Origin of the sequence: Neisseria weaveri (assembly GCF_900638685.1) — a bacterium.
Lineage (GTDB): Bacteria > Pseudomonadota > Gammaproteobacteria > Burkholderiales > Neisseriaceae > Neisseria > Neisseria weaveri.
In genome coordinates this window covers 521,645-539,394 of record NZ_LR134533.1, presented here as the reverse complement: position 1 = coordinate 539,394, position 17,750 = coordinate 521,645, and the positions used below count along the sequence as shown (strand labels likewise).

Below are 17,750 nucleotides of genomic sequence, written 5' to 3'. Positions count from 1 at the left end.
GAAAATCAATTTGTACCATAGCCAATTGTTGTTTTGAGATTCGTTTTTGTTTGAAAATGAATCTCAATTGAATATTGAGGATAAAAAAATGCACACATCCGTAAGAATGTGTGCCAAGTCTACAAAGGAGAAATAGAGGAGAAAAATCAAGCTGCATCAAGCAACTCAACGGGTGCTATTGTGCATTTTTTTATTTGCTGTGTCAAACATTATCGGTAAATTTTTTCTGCTTTTTTTGTGAAAGCAACAATAAAAAGAATTTATTTGAATTTTTATGTTCGTATTTTTTCGTATTTGTTCGATATGTGATGAATTTGTTGATATTGGCTGTTAAATTTATTTCATCATTAAATTTATAGAATATCTTTTAAAAATAAAGAGTTGGTTTTTCAGTTGGAACTTTTGAAAATATTTTAATAAACATGGTAATTAAGTTGTCATGATATGGACAGGTGCAGCAGCCTTAAATGTTGTTTTTTAATAACAGGAAACAGTGTGGTTTTGAGTAGACAGTTTTTCAGCAAATAATTCGGATAAATTGGTATGCGTTGTGTACCGTGTTGGTAGTTTGGCATTAGAAATCGATTTGGAAGACTCAAAGGCCGTCTGAAATTTTCAGACGGCCTTCGGCATATCCGATGGGTGCTATTTCTGTAAATGGCGCAGTAATCCCGAAACGGCTTCCGCCCGCTCGCGCCTGCTTTGCTCCGGCAAATGCGTGTTCAAAGCAGACCATTTCGGCTGGCTTCTGGCTTTGTTCAATTCAGACGGCAGTTTGGAAGGCTGCCACGGCGTTTTGCCGCTCAGCATCTGAATCTGGGCTTGCGCCGCATGGCCGCGTTTTTGCAGCGCATTGAGCAAATCCAAAGCGCGGGCGGCCAGTAATGTGATGGTTTCAGGGTCGATATGCAGCGTTTGGATCCCGGATAATTTATCGCTGATGGTTTGCATATTCGGCAGCACACCGCCGAGCACACCACCGATGGCCGTACCCAAACCGAGCGAACCGCCCAGCGTTACCATGTCCACACCTAAGCCGATTAACGCGCCCGTGGCCGCGCCCGTGCCGGTGCGGATACCGTATTCTTTGAGCAAATCCGCATCAAACGGGTCTTGGCGGAATTCTTTCAATGCCCATTCGCCCGTGTCGATTTCGCTGTGGTAAAAACGGTAGGTTTGGAATAACTGCTGCTGAAGCTGGCGTTCCAACTGGCGCACAGCGGCCTGCATGGTTTGCAATACCGGCTCGGGGTTATCGTCTTCGTCGATTTCCTGTTTATACGCGGCGACATCGAGCAGAAAATGGGCGATATCGTGTTTGGCATCGCTGTCGAGCTTTTGCCATTCACGACGGCGCATCCCCATCAAACGGTCGAGTGTATCGCGCTCCGGCAGCATGGTGGCGAGGTTGTCCCACAAGCGGATTTCTCCCTCAAAATCAAAGGCAACGGTATCAAAACCGCTGTAAACATGCAGCCCGCGCCGTGCCAGCATGGTTGTCCATTCGCTTAAATCCTGCCCTTCGATAAAGTTGAACACAGGCATCACGGGTTTGGCGCACCACGAAAGCACGGTCAGCTCGTCTTTATATTTGTTCAACACCGGTTCGCGCGCGTCCACCACATACAAAGCCATATCGCTCTGCAAAAGCTGGCGCAATACTTTGGCTTCCTGATTGAAATCGCCTGCCGCTTCGGGGCTGTCGAGAAACTGCTGCAAACGCTCGATGCCGTCTGAACGGCTGGAAGTATTGGCTTCCAACCAATCCAACACACCGCCCGCATCTTCCAAACCGGGCGTGTCGTAGAGGTAAACCAGCGTATTGCTGCCGTCGCTAATCGCCGCCTCTTCCACATGGCGCGTGGTGGAGGGCGCGTTTTTGACTTCTCCGAACTGACTGTCGCGCAGCAAGGTACGCAGCAGAGAGGTTTTACCGGTGTTGGTGTGGCCGACTACGGCTAGGGATAGGGGATTTTGCATGGCAAAAGCTTACATTGAATTAACAGCCTGCATTTTAGGCTGCACGTGTTGTACCGACAAGGTATTCTCGTTAATGTAAAAGTATAAATGCTAATTCACATAGGATTGACGGCTGTTTTTTTGAATATTTTTAGATTTATACAATCCCATCAAATATATTCATAAAATTAAGCCGTCTAAAATAAATCCTGCTTATTTCAGACGGCCTAGTTTTGCCAAATCACGCTGTAACAATTCTTCTAAGGGCAATTCCAGCGCATCTGCAATCCGCCCCATTATATCAATCGACACTGCTCTGCTGCCCCGTTCTATTTCGCAAATATAAGTTTTACTGATTCCTGCTTCAAATGCCAATTCTTCTTGGGAGATTTCCCTCAAACGGCGGACTTGGCGCATGTTTTGTGCAAAAACTAAGCGGTAAGGGTGTGGGTTGTTCTGTTTTTCCATTTAATAGAGTATGGGAAAACCCGACTGCCCAAACAATTAATTATAATGGTATATTTTTCAACTATAATTGAACTTTATTAAATTTTAATTTATATTTATTTTTCCTTTTCAGGAGATTATTCAACCCAATAATTAATATTAAGGAGACAATGAATGTACGCAAATAACGGCAACAATCCCAACTGGCCGAGCAAAACAGGTAATCCTTCGGGTGGCGGCAGAGGAAATAATCCGCCTTCCGGTCAAGGCGGTTCTAACAAAAAGTAATATCTTTTTTTCAATTAAATTGCGATGAAAACCATGAAAATTATTCTTTCTTGTTGTGCCTTGGCTGTCTTAGTTTCAGCGTGCGGTTCTCCCCGACAATTACAACCATACCGTTATTGGTTTAAAGAAGGGGTATCCCAAGAAGCAACCGCAGATCAAGTAGGTCATTGCCGCCATGAGGTTAGAGCCAGCGACTTATCCCGCGAACAGGCTGCCAAATTAATTGGATATTGTATGCGCGCTAAAGGTTATATTGTTATGACAGGCTACCGTTAACCTATTCGCCAATCAAACAATAAGCCGTCTGAAAATGAATATCAGACGGCTTTTTTTATTTTCAGACGGCCTCCCGCTCCAACCGCTCCCGCTGGCTAACCCTAGCCGGATCCAACCACGGCAAACTGCGTTCGGTTAGAGCTGCGTGCCATTGGCTTAAATAGTCTTCGAGGCCGTCTGAAAAGTCTTTTTCCGCCAGCAACTGCACTACTGCTCCGCCTTGCGCGGCTTCGGCCAGAGCGGTGATTTGGCGCATGATGCCGCGGTCGGGCACGCTGCGGGCGCGGATGCCGATCAGCAGTTGTGCGGGCTGTGTCTGCAATTCGTTTTTTAAGACGGCCACGGCATCGCGGCTGTCGGCGGTGCCTTTGTCGAGCCAATCTTGTCCTAAGATGTGTTTGAACCATGTTTTGTCGGGCCATTCGGCATCGAGCATCACGGCCCATTTGGGGGATTGGTTGAGGCTGATTTTGGGGGCGACAGCGGTAACGGTTTCGCTTTGGGTGTCGGCATCGACAACGCGCTGCTGCCATTGTTGGATGATTTGTTGGTAATAAGGTTTTTCAAGCGGCAGCGGGCTTTGGGTGCGGCGGGAAAGGATTTTGCATACGAGCCATGCGGCGAAGCGCGGCAGCAGACCATAGCAGATGATACTGCCGATTAAGAGGCCGCCCCATTGTCGGGAGGCGGTGATGTCGTTGTTCAGACGGCTGTTTAAGACGGCCTCGGTATCGGGCACGGGAAAGCCGAGTTTGGCGGGCAGCCATGATAAAACCTGCACGGCTTTGACAAAGGTGCCGTCGCTCAACAGGGTGCTTTCCCAATTGAAGGTGTATTGGCGCACGGTAAGCAGCAGCACGACGGCGGCGAGCATGCCGAGCAGGGTCGCCAGCCACAGGCGGTGGGTGGTTTGGCCGATCAGCCAGCGGGTGGCGGGTTTGCTCCATTCGTCGCTATACAGGCGCAGGATGGCTTGGTTGACGGGGTCTTTGCCGCGTATCCACATGGCGGGATTGGCGAAAAAGCCGTTGGGTTTGAAGCGCATGCCTACGGCGGCAAGCCACACCAGCAGCATCAGGGTGTGCAAACCGAGTACGCCTGCCAACACGAAAAAGAAGTTCAGCCCCGATTGCTGCATCAGGGTAACGGTGCCGGCAAACCCGCTCACCAGCCAAAACACGGTAGCCGCCAGCAGCAGCCATGCAAACAGGCTGCGGACGCGGGCGAGGCTGTCTTGCAGCTTGTGGTCGCTGTCGATCATTTCGGCGCGGCGGTTGAGTTTGGTTTCGGGATTGCCGTCGGCGTGGCGCAAGGCTTCGGTGATGGGTTGCGGGTCGGCAGGGAAAATGTAGCTGCGTTCCTGAAGCAGGCGCACGAGTTCGGTAAGCTGGCGGTGTGGGTTGAGCATAGTGGTTTGTTAAATATGAAAGGATTTTATTCTAGCACAAGGGTGTTATGAATTAAGCATAAAGATAAAACCAAAGGCCGTCTGAAATTTCAGACGGCCTCTTGTAATGAAAAGATCAGTTATGCGTTGCCGACAGCGTCTTGGCGGCGCAAAAGGGTAATCAGGCTGCTGATGCGCTGCTTCATTTCGCGGCGGTCGACGATTTGGTCGATTGCGCCTTTTTCCAGCAGAAACTCGGCGCGTTGGAAGCCTTCAGGCAGGGTTTCGCGTACGGTTTGTTCGATCACGCGGGGGCCGGCAAAGCCGATCAGGGCATTGGGTTCGGCCAATACGACATCACCGAGGAAGGCGAAACTGGCCGATACGCCGCCCATCGTCGGGTCGGTCAATACGGAAATGAAAGGCAGGCCTTTTTCGGTTAGCAGGTGCAGGGAAGCGCTGGTTTTGGTCATCTGCATCAAAGAGTTCAAACCTTCCTGCATACGCGCACCGCCGGAAGCGGCAACGCAGATAAAGCTGCAATTGTCGGCAACGGCACGGCGCACGCCTTGTACGAAACGCTCGCCGACTACCGAACCCATGGAGCCGCCGATAAAGCGGAATTCAAAAGCGGCGATGACAACGGGCAAGCCGTTCATCGTACCCTTCATCACAACCAAAGCGTCGTCTTCACCTGTGGATTTACGGGCGGCACTTAAGCGGTCGGGATATTTTTTGCTGTCCTTAAATTTCAGAATATCGGTCGGTTTGACGTGCGAACCGATTTCTTCACGGCCGTGTTCGTCCAGCAGCAGGTTTAAGCGCTCGCGGGCGGACAGGGGATTGTGGTGGTCGCATTTGGGGCAGACGTGGTTGTTTTGCTGCAGGTCGGTGGCGTATAAGGTGGCCGCGCACGACGGGCATTTGGACCATAAACCTTCGGGTACGACGGAAGCGTTTTTGTCTTCGCGTTTGATTTTCGGGGGGAGAATCTTGTCTAACCAGCTCATTTGCTGCTCCTTTTTGAAATTTTCAGACGGCCTTATCCGCGGATGGCGTCTTTGAGTGTTTTAATCAGAACGCCAACGGCTTCGGCTTCGCGTCCTGCATTGTTTTCGATTTCCTGAATCAGGCGGCTGCCGACGATAACGGCATCGGCAACCGTAGCAATCTTTTGGGCGCTCTCGGCATTGTTGATGCCGAAACCCACGCCGATAGGGATGTTGATGTATTTGCGCAAAAGCTCTATTTTACGTGAAACCTCATCGGTATCCAACCGGGCGGAGCCGGTTACGCCTTTGAGCGAAACATAATATACGAAACCGCCTGCGTGTTGTGCAATCGTCTGCATACGGGCTTCAGACGTTGTCGGCGCAATCAGGAAGATGCAGTCGATTTGATTTTGCTTCAAGGCTTGGTAGAGCGGGGTAATGGTTTCGATGGGCGAATCAACCGTGAGTACGCCGTCCACGCCGGCTTCGGCGGCGGCACGGGCGAAAGTTTCATAACCCATTTTGTGAATCGGGTTGAGATAACCCATCAGCATTACCGGAGTGCGGTTATCGGTTTGGCGGAATGCTTTTACCAGCGACAGCACATCGCTGAGTGATACGCCGTTGGCCAAAGCACGTTCGGCCGCGCGTTGGATGGTGGGGCCGTCGGCCATCGGGTCGGAAAAAGGAACGCCCAATTCCAGAATGTCGGCACCGTTTTCAACCATGCTGTGCATCAGCGCCAACGTGGTTTTCAGGTCGGGATCGCCGGCCGTGATATAGGGAATCAGGGCTTTGGCGCCGTCAAGCGATTGGAAGGTTTGTTGTATTCTGCTCATTGCTTGCTCTCGCGGCGGTTTTTCAGACGGCCTGCAAATAAGGCATATTATGTATGGATTCGTAAAGATATGCAGTATAGCATTGCTTTCAGACGGCCTAAACAGTAATTTACATATATTCGGTTTTTTGTTTTGCAGCCGGTATGCGGGCGGTGGCGCAATGCCTGCCGGTTCGGCTTGTGTTAACAACAAACCGGATTGACTATAATGTGCGGATAAAGTATTCGGGCTGATGTATGAACATGAAACAGGGAACGGCAAAAACCGGGCATGCTTTAATAGAGCAGATGATGTACCGCGCTTCGGGCGCGGAAGCGCGTTACGGCAATCAAATCGAGCTGCTGCTGGACAGCACGGAAAATTTTCCGGCTTGGGAGGCGGCGCTGCAAAGCGCAAATGAGTCGATCTGCATCGAAATGTATATTTTCGCGCCTAACGAATATGGAAAACGGATACGCGCGATTTTACTGGATAAACTGGCACAAGGCGTGAAAGTTGTGCTGGTGTACGATTGGTTGGGCAGCATTCATGCGCATTTGCGCGGCTTTTTCAGGCCTTTGGCGGAAGCCGGGGCGGTGGTGGCGGCTTACAATCCGCTCAGCTTGGGTGTGGGAATCGGAGTTTTGTCGAGAAACCATCGGAAATCCCTGATTATCGATGAGCAGACGGCATTTGTCAGCGGTTTGTGTATTTCTTCCGCATGGGAAGGCAATCCGGCTAAAGGTGTGGAGGCTTGGCGCGATACGGGTTTGAAAGTGTCGGGGCCGGCGGTTCAGGATGTGCTGGATGCGTTTGTCGATACGGTAAAATCCCAAGGTGCGGTCATGCCTTTGTTAAACCGCTACGATGCGGCCGATGTCTCGCCGGCAGGCAACGCGAAGGCGCGGGTATTGGCTACGACGCCGGCAAACATCAATACCATGCGCGTGGATTTGAATACCATCGGTTTGGCAACGCAAAACCTTTGGATTACCGATGCTTATTTTATGCCGACCAGAATGTATGTTCAGGCTTTGATCAATGCGGCGCAGGCAGGTGTCGATGTTCGGATTTTGGTGCCGCGCACCTCGGACATACGCTGGATCGGCACGGTTTCGCGCACGCAATATCGTCCGTTGCTGGAAGCCGGCGTGCGCGTTTTCGAGTGGGACGGCACGATGATTCATGCGAAAACGGCAATTGTGGACGGCCAATGGGCCAGAGTCGGCAGCACCAATCTCAATCTGTCGAGCTGGTATGCCAACCGCGAATTGGATATTTCGATTGAAGACCCCGAAACGGTGTATCAGCTGGAACGGGTATTTTTGAACGATTTGAACCGTTCCACCGAAGTGATTCTGACCGATGAAAAACACGCGGAATTAAAAGAGCGCCGCGAGAAAATGTTTCAGGGCATGGCGAATCTGAATAAAGCGCAGGCCAAAAGTGTGGTCAGACAGGTGATTCAGATGAGTTATGCTTTTGATTCGACTTTTTCAGGAACGCGGCTGGTGGACGAATCCGAGGCCTGGTCGTATTTGAGTATCGGCATTTTTATTTTGCTGTTGGCCGTGCTGCTTTGGTTTGTGCCGCAAGTGGTGACCTGGCCGTTGATGCTGCTGTTGGCCATTGGCGGCCTGGGTACGACTTTTCAGGCTGTACGCCAGCTTCGGCGGTTTAAAGCGGGTAAGCATCTCAAGAATTGAAGTTTGCTTGTGTATTGATATCAAACAAGGCCGTCTGAAATTTTCAGACGGCCTTTTGTTTCTTGTGATTGGTATAAAGACGGATTACTCGGCTTCTTCGTCGTCGCCGTAATATTTCACACCGATTTTAATCGGCGGACGGCCTTGCGATTTACGCCAATGGTTGGTATCGCGCAGCGAATACGCACAGCCGCAGTATTCCTGCTGGTAGAAATGTTCGCGCTTGCTGATTTCGATCATGCGTGCGCTGCCGCCGCCTTTGCGCCAGTTGAAATCCCAATACACCACATCATCGTAAGGGGCGACGGCGCGGTGGCCGCAGTCGTTGATTTGGTTCATGTTTTTCCAGCGCGAGATGCCTAAAGAGCTGGTAAGCACGGGAAAGCCGTGTTCGTGGGCATAAAGGGCGGCGCGCTCGAAACGCATGTCGAAACACATGGTGCAGCGGCGGCCGCGTTCGGGATCCATTTCCATGCCTTTGGCGCGCTCGAACCAGTTGTCCACATCGTAATCCGCGTCGATAAAGGGAATATTGTGTTTTTCGGCAAAGGCGATGTTTTCGTTTTTGCGGATTTCGTATTCTTTTTTCGGATGGATGTTGGGGTTGTAGAAAAAGATGGTGAAATCAATGCCGCTGGCGAGCATGGCTTCCATCACTTCGCCGGAACAGGGGGCGCAGCAGGAATGCAGCAGCACTTTTTTCTCGCCGCCGGGCGGGTTCAGCACGGGGCGGTCGATGGGAGTAACTTCGGGTTTGTCGTTCATGATGTGTTCTGTGTTTTGTAAAAAATTTCAGACGGCCTTATTTTGCCGGCAAAGATAGGCGGAAAGAATCGGACTGTCCGGGAATGGTGTTGATTTGATGCGCATTTTATCAGAAGCATCGGGCTTGGGATACCGTAAAAAAGGCCGTCTGAAATTTTCAGACGGCCTCTGTGATTTCGGCTGTACCGGTTTTATCGGTTTACCTTGGATAAAACGCCGGCAAAGCTCTGAACGGTACGGTCGATGTTTTGCAGTTTGTCCAAGCCGAACAGACCTAAGCGGAAAGTTGAGAAATCGTTGCGTTCGCCGCATTGCAGCGGTACGCCGGAAGCAATCTGCATACCGTGTCCGATAAAGGCTTTGCCGCTTTGGATTTCTGGATTGCCGGTGTAGGAAACCACCACGCCGGGGGCTTCGAAGCCTTGGGCGGCTACGCTTGGGAAGCCTTGTTCTGCCAGCAGCGTGCGGATTTTTCGGCCTAACTCGATTTGTGCCTCACGCAGCTTTTCGAAACCGATGGTTTCCGCTTCTTTCATCACGTCGTGCAGTTGCAGCAGTGCGTCGGTCGGCGGTGTGGCGTGGTAGGCATGGCCGCCGTTTTCAAAGGCTTCCATGATTTGCAGCCATTTTTTCAGATCCAGGGTGAAGCTGTCGGACTCGGTTTGCTGCACTTTGTCGTAGGCGGCTTGGTTCAACATCACCAGTCCGCAGCAGGGCGAACCGCTCCAGCCTTTTTGCGGGGCGCTGATCAAAACGTCGATACCGAGTTTTTCCATGTCCAGCCACATGCAGCCGGAAGCAATGCAGTCAATCACCAGCAAACCGCCGACGGCATGCACGGCTTCGGCCAAGCGGGCGATGTAGTCGTCGGGCAGCATAATGCCCGACGCGGTTTCAACGTGGGGGGCGAACACGACGGCAGGGCGGTAAGCGGCGATTTCGGCGCACACTTCGTCAATCGGCGCGGGTGCAAACGGTGCTTGCGGCGCATCGTTTTGGCGGGCGGTTAACACTTTGGTGTCTGAAGCAATCGCGCCTTTTTCCAGAATCTGAGTCCAGCGGAAGCTGAAAAAGCCGTTGCGCACAATCAGGCATTTTTCATTGCGTGCCAGTTGGCGGGCAACCGCTTCCATGCCGGATGAGCCGCTGCCGGGAATCACGGCGGCGTGTTGTGCGCGGTAAACTTGTTTCAGGGTGGCGGAAATATAGCGTAAGGCCGTCTGAAATTTTTGCGACATATGGTTTAAGGCACGGTCGGTATAGACAACGGAATATTCCAACAGGCCGTTTTCGTCGATTTCAGGGCGGGGCAGTTGTGTGGCTGACATTTGGGGCTTCCTCCTTTGTTATTGATTGTCATGGCGATATTAACATTATTGAAGTTAAGAATGAAGTTCCATTGATGGCTTGCCGAAGATGCTGTTTATGGTATCGGGTTGTGTTGTGGATGCCGTCTGAAATTTTCAGACGGCCTTCGGCATAAGGAAAATGTATTTTCAGCTTGGTAAGTCGGTGTTGAAATGGGCGCCGACATTATGGCTTCGTGATACGGCGGCATCGGCTACGGCTTTGGCGCACAGCAGCAGATTGCGGTCTTCGTATTCCCGCGCGGTTTGCGGTTCGGGTAAAGTGTTCAGCCAAGCGTTTAAGACGGCCTGTGCTTCAGCCAAGCCTTTATGATTGAGCAAAATGCCCAAGCAGGATGCAGTCAGGCGGTGCAGATTTTCGCGGCTGAATACGGGCAGGTTTGAGGGCGGATTCGCCGGTGTGTGAACGCTTGGTTCGGTGCGTTTCAACAAAATCTGTTTCCCGCCCTTCTCTATCCGTTCCGCCGCTTTACGCGCCATGACTACGCATTCCAGCAGCGAATTGCTGGCCAAGCGGTTGGCTCCGTGCAGGCCGGTGCAGGCGGCTTCGCCCAAGCAGAACAGGTTGGCGATTTGGGATCTGCCGCAAGTGTCGGTGGCCACGCCGCCGCAGGTGTAATGTTGCACGGGGCAAACGGGCATGGCCTCGCGGGTGATGTCGATGCCGTTGGCCAAGCAGTGAGCGTAAATGCAGGGGAAATGGCTGCGGACAAATTCTGCCGGTCGGTGGCTGATGTCGAGCCGCACAAACGGTTCGCTTTGCTTGGCGATTTCTCGGGCAATGGCGCGGGCGACGATATCGCGCGGTGCCAGTTCGGCCAAAGGATGTTGACCCAACATAAAACGTTCGCCTTGCTGGTTGCGCAATACGCCGCCTTCGCCGCGGACGGCTTCGGAAATCAGAAAAGTCCGCCCGTCTGTTTTATGCGGCAAGGCCAAGCTGGTGGGGTGGAATTGGATAAACTCGGCGTTTTCGACGGCGCAGCCCGCCCGCAAAGCCATCGCGATGCTGTCGCCGTGCATTCCGGCGGGGTGGTGGTGTGCGGATAAATCTGCCCCAAGCCGCCGCCGGCCAGCACGGTATAGCGGGCATGCCATTCGGCTGTCTGGCCGTTTTCTTGAGATAACACGCGCAAGCCGCAAGCCGAGCCTTCGGGATTTTTCAACACATCCAGCGCCATATGGTGTTCAAACACATGGATATTGGCTCGGTTGAGTAAGGCTTGATGCAGGTTTTCCATCACCGCTTTGCCGGTGTGGTCGGCAATATGGGCGATGCGGCGCATGCTGTGGCCGCCTTCGCGGGTTAAATGCAGCAGGCCGTCTGAATTTCGGTCGAACGGCACGCCAAATTGCAGCAGCCATTCAATCGCTTGCCCGCCTTGCGCCAAAATGTCACGCACCGCCGTTTCATCGCACAAACCCGCTCCGGCAGTTAAGGTGTCGGCCACATGCTTTTCCAGCGTGTCGGGATCATACAAAACCGCTGCAATGCCGCCCTGTGCATGGCTGCTGGCGCTGTGTGGCAGGCGGTTTTTGCACAAAACGGCAATACGGCAGCTTTCAGGTAGCGAGAGTGCCAACGTTAAGGCGGCCAAGCCGTTGCCGGCGATGATAACGTCCCATTCGGTATTCATTATGCCGGCCCGATTCCGTTGAAAACATTTTGTTTGGGTTGTTTTAAGGCAGCGGCAAACTTCAGCATGCGGTCGAGCGGCAGTTTGGCGGCTTTGCCTAGTTGCTCGTCCAGCAGGATTTCGCCTGTTTTGTTTTCCAGCGTGTTGCGGATACCTTGCAGCGAGTTCATCGCCATCCACGGGCAAAACGCGCAGCTTTTGCAGGTGGCGCTGTTGCCTGCGGTGGGCGCGGCGATAAAGGTTTTGTGCGGCGCATGCTTGCGCATTTCATGCAGAATGCCCAAGTCGGTGGCCACGATAAAGGTCTGTTCCGGCCGCTCAATGGCCGCTTTCAGCAGCTTGCTGGTCGAACCGACTACATCGCCCAATTCGGTAACGCCCGCCGGAGATTCGGGGTGCACCAATACCACGGCTTCGGGATGTTTGGCTTTGAGGGCGGCCAGTTCGGACGTTTTAAATTCGTTGTGCACAATGCACGAACCTTGCCACAGCAGCATGTCCGCGCCGGTTTCTTTGCGGATGTATTCGCCCAAATGGCGGTCGGGGCCCCAAATCAGCTTTTTGCCTTGTTGATGCAGATGCGTAGCAATTTCCAAGGCAATCGAAGAAGTAACCACCCAATCGGCGCGCGCTTTAACGGCTGCGGAAGTATTGGCATACACCACCACCGTGCGGTCGGGATGCTGATCGCAAAATGCGGCAAATTCATCGGCCGGGCAGCCCAAATCCAAAGAGCACTCCGCTTCCAAATCCGGCATCAACACGGTTTTTTCAGGGCTGAGAATTTTGGCGCTCTCGCCCATGAAACGTACGCCGGCCACCACCAGCGTTTGCGCAGGATGTTCCGCACTGAAACGCGCCATTTCCAACGAATCGCCTACACAGCCGCCTGTTTCCAAAGCCAAATCCTGAATCAGCGGGTCAACATAATAATGCGCGACCAACACGGCATTGTGCCGCTCCAATAAATCGCGGATTTCGTTTTTCAGACGGCCTGTGGCTCCATGGGACAAAGGCTCGGGCACACGCGCCCATGCTTGGCGGATTTGGCAGGCGGAAGTGGGCTGGTTCGACAACGGTGCATCGTAGTCGAAAGCGCGGTATTGGGTGGTTTGCATGGCATGGTTTCTCCTTATAGGATAAATTTCTTTTTTACATTATGCTCATATTGAGTATAATGGGCAAGGAGAAATCCTTATTTTGAGTGACAGTTGCGGGTACTTTGAAATGCGGCACGGCAAATATGCAATAAAAATTGCACTGTAATATGCGCTAAAATAAGGTTTTAACCAATAATCGGGTGCAGAACAGATGGATTCGTTTCCTGAAGCAGACGGCAGTGTTGAAGGCTTGGTAGAGCTGGTGGCGGTTTTGATTGCGGTTACCGACGGCCGACCGCGCGTGCTGACGGTTGAAGACGGCAGCCTGCTGCTCAACGGCCCTCTGCTGCCGGTACACCGTTCGCTTCAGGCGGGCGTGCGCGTGTGGGTGGCGAAGAAAACCGGCCAGCCGATGGGTTATGTGGAGCAGCTGTATACTTTTATTGATGCAGGGCGCAAAAACGAACAGGGCTTGCCGGTGCTGTATGTGAGTTATTTGGGTTTGGTACGCGAAGCAAACGAGCATATCTTGAGCGATACGGCCAGATGGTGCGATTGGTATGTTTATTTTCCGTGGGAAGATACTTGCCATGAAGCGCACGGCCAAACCGTTGCCCATATCGTGCAGCACATCCGCCGCTGGGCAAACACCGCCGATACAGAAGCCAGACGGCAAGAGCGGTTGAACCGCATGAATTTGTGTTGGGGGCTGGAGCCTTATGAATGGTCGGAAGAATATGTGCTGTTGCGCTACGAATTGCTGTATGAAGCGGGGCTGATTCACGAGTCGCCCGAGCAGGCGGCAGGGTTTGATTGTGCTTTGACCGGCAAGTTTATGGCGCACGACCACCGGCGCGTGTTGGCCACCGCCATGTCGCGTTTGCGTTCGAAAATCAAATACCGCCCGATTATTTACGAATTGCTGCCGCCGCAATTTACCCTGCTGCAATTGCAGCAAAGTATTGAAGCCTTAATCGGATTAAGGTTGCACAAGCAGAATTTCCGCCGCCAGATCAAGCATCAGGATTTGATAGAGCCTGTGCCGGGCAATACCGTAAGCGGCGTCGGCCGCCCGGCCCAGCTTTATAAGTTTAAAGACAATGTGCTGCTGGAAAGCCTGATTTCCGACATCAAGCTGCCGTTGCGCAAATAAACAGACTTTATGGAGAACCTTATGCAGCAAGCTGGCACTTCGCCTTTATTGTTTCCCTTGCCCGATGTAGTGTTGAAATCATTTGTCCAACAGGCTTTGTTGGAAGATTTGGGGCGGCGCGGCGACGTAACGTCTGCGGTGGCGATTCCCGCCGGCGTGCAGGCTGAGTTGGCGGTGGTAAGCCGTGAAAACGGCGTGTTGGCCGGTATGGATTTGGCCCGGCTGGCGTTTGCGGAAACCGATTCGTCAATCGAGTTTCAGGCTTTGGCGGCAGACGGTGCCGATATTCGGGCAGGCCAAATGTTGGCTAAAGTGAAAGGTTCGGCGCATGCTTTGCTTACCGCCGAACGTACCGCGCTCAATTATCTGACTCATCTGAGCGGCATTGCCAGTATGACCGCCGCTGCCGTTGCCGAAATCAAAGATTACCCGACGCGCATCACCTGCAGCCGCAAAACCATTCCCGGACTGCGCACGCTGCAAAAATACGCCGTGCGCGCGGGCGGCGGCTGCAACCACCGCATGGGCTTGGACGATGCGATTCTGATTAAAGACAACCACTTAGTCTATTCAGACGGCCTGAAAGAAACCGTACAACGTGCCAAACAGTTGGCCGGGCATCTGATTCCCGTTGAGGTGGAAGTGGACACTTTAGCCCAGCTGGAGCAGGCCTTGGCGGGCGGTGCGGATTTGGTGCTGCTCGACAATATGGACAATGAAACGTTGAAACAAGCCGTAGCCATGTGCTGCGGTAAAGCGCGCTGCGAAGCGTCGGGCGGGATTAAATTCAACCGTTTGCGCGAAGTGGCGGCCACCGGTGTGGACTTTATCGCGCTGGGTTATCTGACGCACAGCAGCCGTGCTTTGGATATCGGTTTGGACTTTATTGCCGGATAAACGGAAAGCAATAGGGTGTAGGCAAGCTTTATCAAATATGAATAAAACAGGCCGTCTGAAAATTTCAGACGGCCTGTTGCAAATGCAGCGGCAAAATCTTATTCGATATGAGTTGAGATCAATTTCAGCATTTGCGCCAACACTTTAGGATTGGCGGCAACGATATCGCCGGTTTCCAACCAAGTTTGTTCGCCTTTCAAATCGGTTACCAACGCGCCGGCTTCTTTGGCAATCAATGCACCGGCGGCAATATCCCAAGGATGCAGGTTGAATTCGAAAAAGCCGTCGAAGCGGCCGGCAGCCAAGGCGCATAAGTCCAAAGAAGCCGCACCTTCGCGGCGCGCACCGGCGGTTTTTTCCAAAAACGAGCGCAGAATGTTCAAATAAGTATCCATGCGGCTTTGGTCGACAACGGGAAAGCCGGTGCCGATCAGGCAGTGGTTCAATTCGATGCGGTTGGAAACGCGGATACGGCGGTCGTTCAACAATGCCCCTTTGCCGCGTGAAGCCATGTATAAATCGTTGCGTTCTGGCGCGTAAACCAGCGCTTCCTGAAGCTGGCCTTTGTGCAGCAGGGCCATGGAAATCGCGTATTGCGGATGGCCGTGCAGATAGTTGGTGGTGCCGTCCAGAGGGTCGATCAGCCATTCGTATTCGGCATTGCTTTTGCCGTGCGAACCGCTTTCTTCGCAGGTAATTTTGTGATGGGGATAAGATTCTTTGATTGCGTCAACCAAAATGGCTTCGGCAGTACGGTCGACATCGGAAACAAAATCGTTAAACGCTTTACTGTCTATTTTTACGCCTTCCAAATTGGCAGACGCGCGGATCATCATTTGACCGGCTTTGCGGGCGGCTTTGAATGCGGTATTTAAAATCGGGTTCATGGCATACTTTCTATCGGGTACAATGCGCCTGCTGCATTGGGCAGACAGGCAGAACGTTAAATGAGGAAACACCGCTTCGAAGCGGTATTTCGGGTTTCCAATGTTAAAGAACATTCAGACGGCCTTGAAACCAAAGTATTGAGGCCGTCTGAAAAATAATGCCGTATATTATACCTGTATTCAGAAAATAAAAACACGATGAATTCCATTCCCACCGTTCCCGATTATTTAAACAACGTCCACATTATTCTGGCGCGAACCAGCCATCCGGCCAATATCGGCTCGGCAGCGAGAGCCATGAAAACCATGGGCTTGAGCAGTCTCACGTTGGTTGCGCCGCAGCTTATCGCAACACCGATGACGGAAACGCCGCCGGTTTTCGATCCCGAACACCTGCAACACTTTAAGTTGCCTGAAGAAAGCTTCGTATTGGCTTCCGGTGCGGCCGATGTGCTGCACCAAGCCCGTATCGCAGCCACATTGGACGAAGCACTGGCCGATACCACGCTCAGCTGTGCTCTGACCAGCCGCAAGCGCGAGTTGACAGCACCGTTGCAGACACCGCGCCAACTGGTTCCCGAGCTGTTGCAGGAAGCGGCGTCAGGGCGGCAGGTGGCGCTGGTGTTCGGCAATGAAACCTTCGGACTCAGCATAGAAGAAGTGCAAAGCTGCAACCGCCTAATGACCATCAGCGGCAATCCCGATTATTTTTCATTGAACTTGGCACAAGCCGTGCAGGTCGTGTGTTACGAGCTGTTCAGCCAAACCGATACCGCCATGACCCATCTGGTTCAGGAAGAACATCCGGCAACGCACGAGCAAATCAACGGCATGGTCGGCCATTTTGAAAGCGTGATGAACGATATCGGTTTTTTCAACCGCCGTAACAGCGACCGCCTGATGCGCCGTATGCAGAGCCTGTTTATGCGGGCCAACACGCAAACCGAAGACATCGATATCCTGCGCGGTTTTTTAAATACCGTAAAACGCAATTTGAAAGATTAAGCAGCAGAAGGCCGTCTGAATTTTCAGACGGCCTCCATATATCCAGTCTGAACAAAAGGACGATAAACGATGAATTATGCTTTGGATGCCTTGTGGTGGCGTTTGACTGACCCGTCCGTGCGGGATTTGGCTGCCATTCTGACCGCGCCGCCTTTATGGCAAAACCGGCACGAATTGCCCGTGCGCACATTATTGGGCGAAACCGGTTTCCGCTTCCTTCTGGCTTTGGACAAGCAGCCCGAAGCCCTGCATTCTTATCTTGCCGCCAAATCTCCTTTCGGACACCGTTTGGGTTTTTACGCGGAAAGCCTGGCTGCATTTTGGTTTAGGCATGCCCCGCATTGCCGCTTGTCGGCGCAAAACCTGCAAGTTTGCAGCGAAGACGGACGAACGCTCGGCGCCGCCGATTTTTTCGCCCTGATTAACGGCAAACCTTACCATGTGGAGTTGACCTGCAAATATTACGGCAGCCATTCGGGCAAGCCCGAAGATATGGCCGGATTAAACACCCGTGACCGCCTGACGGACAAAGCCGAAAAACTGGTCCGTCAGCTTGAATTGTTGAAAACGCCGCAAGGGCAGGCCGCATTGAAGCAGACAGGCATCACGCATTCGGATTTTCAGACGGCCTCAATCATACGCGGCATCGGCTTTTCCGCAACAGGCCGGCCGCAACGCGATACCTTGCTGAATCCTTACGGATGGAGCGGCCTGTATATGGCCGATTGGGCCGGATATAAAGAACAGCCGTCTGAAAACAAACGCTATTGCCTATTGCAAAACACGGATTACCTCGCTCCCGCCAGAGTCCCCGAAAACAGGGCGGTCGGCCATGCAGAAATCGTGTCGGCGGAGCAGGGCTTGATTGCCGTTTTAGAACGCCGCCCCGATGGTTTTTGGCATGAAACGGCAAGGCTGATGAAAAGAAGCGGAACCGGAGCTGCAGACGCAAACAGCCATGATTGAAAAATATATTTTATCGTGACATTGTGATACACTTGCAATTTCAGTTTCCGCACCTATTTTGCGGAATATTCATTCCAAAAGCAGGTCAAAAAACCTGCTT

15 protein-coding genes and 1 pseudogene are annotated in these 17,750 nt (G+C 52.5%); 6 read left to right on the top strand and 10 right to left on the bottom strand.

The window, feature by feature from the left end; all coding sequences use genetic code 11:
- Window positions 1–645: 645 nt before the first annotated feature.
- A complete protein-coding gene (locus tag EL309_RS02705; RefSeq protein WP_004282922.1) occupies window positions 646–1,980 on the bottom strand; it encodes a DUF3482 domain-containing protein in 1,335 nt (444 codons plus the stop codon).
- A gap of 192 nt (window positions 1,981–2,172) precedes the next feature.
- The gene (locus EL309_RS02700; RefSeq protein ID WP_004282923.1) at window positions 2,173–2,427 is read right to left on the bottom strand and encodes a helix-turn-helix domain-containing protein; all 255 of its coding nucleotides are present in this window, start codon (window positions 2,425–2,427) and stop codon (window positions 2,173–2,175) included.
- Window positions 2,428–2,718: 291 nt separating this feature from the next.
- Here EL309_RS02700 and EL309_RS02695 point away from each other — a divergent pair, with 291 nt between their 5' ends.
- Window positions 2,719–2,970, top strand: coding sequence for a hypothetical protein (locus EL309_RS02695; protein WP_126382074.1), 252 nt, complete (start codon window positions 2,719–2,721; stop codon window positions 2,968–2,970).
- A gap of 61 nt (window positions 2,971–3,031) precedes the next feature.
- Here the strand turns inward: EL309_RS02695 and EL309_RS02690 are convergent, their stop codons facing one another.
- The 3 genes from EL309_RS02690 to trpA form a co-directional block, all read right to left on the bottom strand.
- Window positions 3,032–4,378, bottom strand: coding sequence for a DUF2868 domain-containing protein (locus EL309_RS02690; RefSeq protein WP_040669550.1), 1,347 nt, complete (start codon window positions 4,376–4,378; stop codon window positions 3,032–3,034).
- 119 nt (window positions 4,379–4,497) lie between these two features.
- Complete coding sequence (gene accD, locus EL309_RS02685) at window positions 4,498–5,367, bottom strand: acetyl-CoA carboxylase, carboxyltransferase subunit beta (protein ID WP_004282930.1); 870 nt, start codon at window positions 5,365–5,367, stop codon at window positions 4,498–4,500.
- Between the two features lie 32 nt (window positions 5,368–5,399).
- Window positions 5,400–6,188 carry a tryptophan synthase subunit alpha gene (gene trpA, locus EL309_RS02680; protein WP_004282932.1) on the bottom strand — a complete coding sequence of 263 codons (789 nt, stop codon included), beginning with the start codon at window positions 6,186–6,188 and terminating at the stop codon, window positions 5,400–5,402.
- A gap of 236 nt (window positions 6,189–6,424) precedes the next feature.
- Between trpA and EL309_RS02675 the strand changes: the two genes are divergently transcribed.
- A complete protein-coding gene (locus EL309_RS02675; protein ID WP_004282934.1) occupies window positions 6,425–7,873 on the top strand; it encodes a phospholipase D-like domain-containing protein in 1,449 nt (482 codons plus the stop codon).
- A gap of 84 nt (window positions 7,874–7,957) precedes the next feature.
- Here EL309_RS02675 and EL309_RS02670 read toward each other — a convergent pair whose 3' ends face one another.
- The 4 genes and pseudogenes from EL309_RS02670 to nadA form a co-directional block, all read right to left on the bottom strand.
- On the bottom strand, window positions 7,958–8,638 hold the full coding sequence (locus tag EL309_RS02670; protein WP_004282936.1) for an epoxyqueuosine reductase QueH: 681 nt from the start codon (window positions 8,636–8,638) through the stop codon (window positions 7,958–7,960).
- Between the two features lie 191 nt (window positions 8,639–8,829).
- A complete protein-coding gene (locus tag EL309_RS02665; protein ID WP_004282938.1) occupies window positions 8,830–9,966 on the bottom strand; it encodes an aminotransferase class V-fold PLP-dependent enzyme in 1,137 nt (378 codons plus the stop codon).
- Between the two features lie 168 nt (window positions 9,967–10,134).
- Window positions 10,135–11,642: pseudogene (gene nadB, locus EL309_RS02660) on the bottom strand (L-aspartate oxidase).
- Window positions 11,642–12,760 carry a quinolinate synthase NadA gene (nadA, locus tag EL309_RS02655; protein WP_004282939.1) on the bottom strand — a complete coding sequence of 373 codons (1,119 nt, stop codon included), beginning with the start codon at window positions 12,758–12,760 and terminating at the stop codon, window positions 11,642–11,644. Before nadA ends, nadB begins: the two are co-directional and overlap by 1 nt.
- 193 nt (window positions 12,761–12,953) lie before the next feature.
- Between nadA and EL309_RS02650 the strand changes: the two genes are divergently transcribed.
- Both EL309_RS02650 and nadC read left to right on the top strand, forming a co-directional pair.
- Window positions 12,954–13,895: an NUDIX hydrolase gene (locus EL309_RS02650; RefSeq protein WP_004282940.1), complete on the top strand. Its 942-nt coding sequence runs from the start codon at window positions 12,954–12,956 to the stop codon at window positions 13,893–13,895.
- A gap of 21 nt (window positions 13,896–13,916) precedes the next feature.
- The gene (nadC, locus tag EL309_RS02645; protein WP_004282941.1) at window positions 13,917–14,792 is read left to right on the top strand and encodes a carboxylating nicotinate-nucleotide diphosphorylase; all 876 of its coding nucleotides are present in this window, start codon (window positions 13,917–13,919) and stop codon (window positions 14,790–14,792) included.
- A 98-nt stretch (window positions 14,793–14,890) separates the two neighbouring features.
- Here nadC and EL309_RS02640 read toward each other — a convergent pair whose 3' ends face one another.
- Window positions 14,891–15,679 carry an inositol monophosphatase family protein gene (locus EL309_RS02640; RefSeq protein WP_040669554.1) on the bottom strand — a complete coding sequence of 263 codons (789 nt, stop codon included), beginning with the start codon at window positions 15,677–15,679 and terminating at the stop codon, window positions 14,891–14,893.
- A gap of 198 nt (window positions 15,680–15,877) precedes the next feature.
- Here EL309_RS02640 and EL309_RS02635 point away from each other — a divergent pair, with 198 nt between their 5' ends.
- Window positions 15,878–16,684: an RNA methyltransferase gene (locus EL309_RS02635; RefSeq protein ID WP_004282943.1), complete on the top strand. Its 807-nt coding sequence runs from the start codon at window positions 15,878–15,880 to the stop codon at window positions 16,682–16,684.
- 69 nt (window positions 16,685–16,753) lie between these two features.
- Window positions 16,754–17,650: a DUF1853 family protein gene (locus EL309_RS02630; RefSeq protein WP_004282944.1), complete on the top strand. Its 897-nt coding sequence runs from the start codon at window positions 16,754–16,756 to the stop codon at window positions 17,648–17,650.
- The last annotated feature ends 100 nt before the right edge of the window (window positions 17,651–17,750 follow it).

What these genes read in the sequence shown, in the direction of transcription:
- EL309_RS02705 (WP_004282922.1), bottom strand. Translation starts at nt 1,980, where the DNA reads ATGCAAAATCCCCTATCCCTAGCCGTAGTCGGCCACACCAACACCGGT.
- EL309_RS02700 (WP_004282923.1), bottom strand. Translation starts at nt 2,427, where the DNA reads ATGGAAAAACAGAACAACCCACACCCTTACCGCTTAGTTTTTGCACAA.
- EL309_RS02695 (WP_126382074.1), top strand. Translation starts at nt 2,719, where the DNA reads ATGAAAACCATGAAAATTATTCTTTCTTGTTGTGCCTTGGCTGTCTTA.
- EL309_RS02690 (WP_040669550.1), bottom strand. Translation starts at nt 4,378, where the DNA reads ATGCTCAACCCACACCGCCAGCTTACCGAACTCGTGCGCCTGCTTCAG.
- accD (WP_004282930.1), bottom strand. Translation starts at nt 5,367, where the DNA reads ATGAGCTGGTTAGACAAGATTCTCCCCCCGAAAATCAAACGCGAAGAC.
- trpA (WP_004282932.1), bottom strand. Translation starts at nt 6,188, where the DNA reads ATGAGCAGAATACAACAAACCTTCCAATCGCTTGACGGCGCCAAAGCC.
- EL309_RS02675 (WP_004282934.1), top strand. Translation starts at nt 6,425, where the DNA reads ATGAACATGAAACAGGGAACGGCAAAAACCGGGCATGCTTTAATAGAG.
- EL309_RS02670 (WP_004282936.1), bottom strand. Translation starts at nt 8,638, where the DNA reads ATGAACGACAAACCCGAAGTTACTCCCATCGACCGCCCCGTGCTGAAC.
- EL309_RS02665 (WP_004282938.1), bottom strand. Translation starts at nt 9,966, where the DNA reads ATGTCAGCCACACAACTGCCCCGCCCTGAAATCGACGAAAACGGCCTG.
- nadA (WP_004282939.1), bottom strand. Translation starts at nt 12,760, where the DNA reads ATGCAAACCACCCAATACCGCGCTTTCGACTACGATGCACCGTTGTCG.
- EL309_RS02650 (WP_004282940.1), top strand. Translation starts at nt 12,954, where the DNA reads ATGGATTCGTTTCCTGAAGCAGACGGCAGTGTTGAAGGCTTGGTAGAG.
- nadC (WP_004282941.1), top strand. Translation starts at nt 13,917, where the DNA reads ATGCAGCAAGCTGGCACTTCGCCTTTATTGTTTCCCTTGCCCGATGTA.
- EL309_RS02640 (WP_040669554.1), bottom strand. Translation starts at nt 15,679, where the DNA reads ATGAACCCGATTTTAAATACCGCATTCAAAGCCGCCCGCAAAGCCGGT.
- EL309_RS02635 (WP_004282943.1), top strand. Translation starts at nt 15,878, where the DNA reads ATGAATTCCATTCCCACCGTTCCCGATTATTTAAACAACGTCCACATT.
- EL309_RS02630 (WP_004282944.1), top strand. Translation starts at nt 16,754, where the DNA reads ATGAATTATGCTTTGGATGCCTTGTGGTGGCGTTTGACTGACCCGTCC.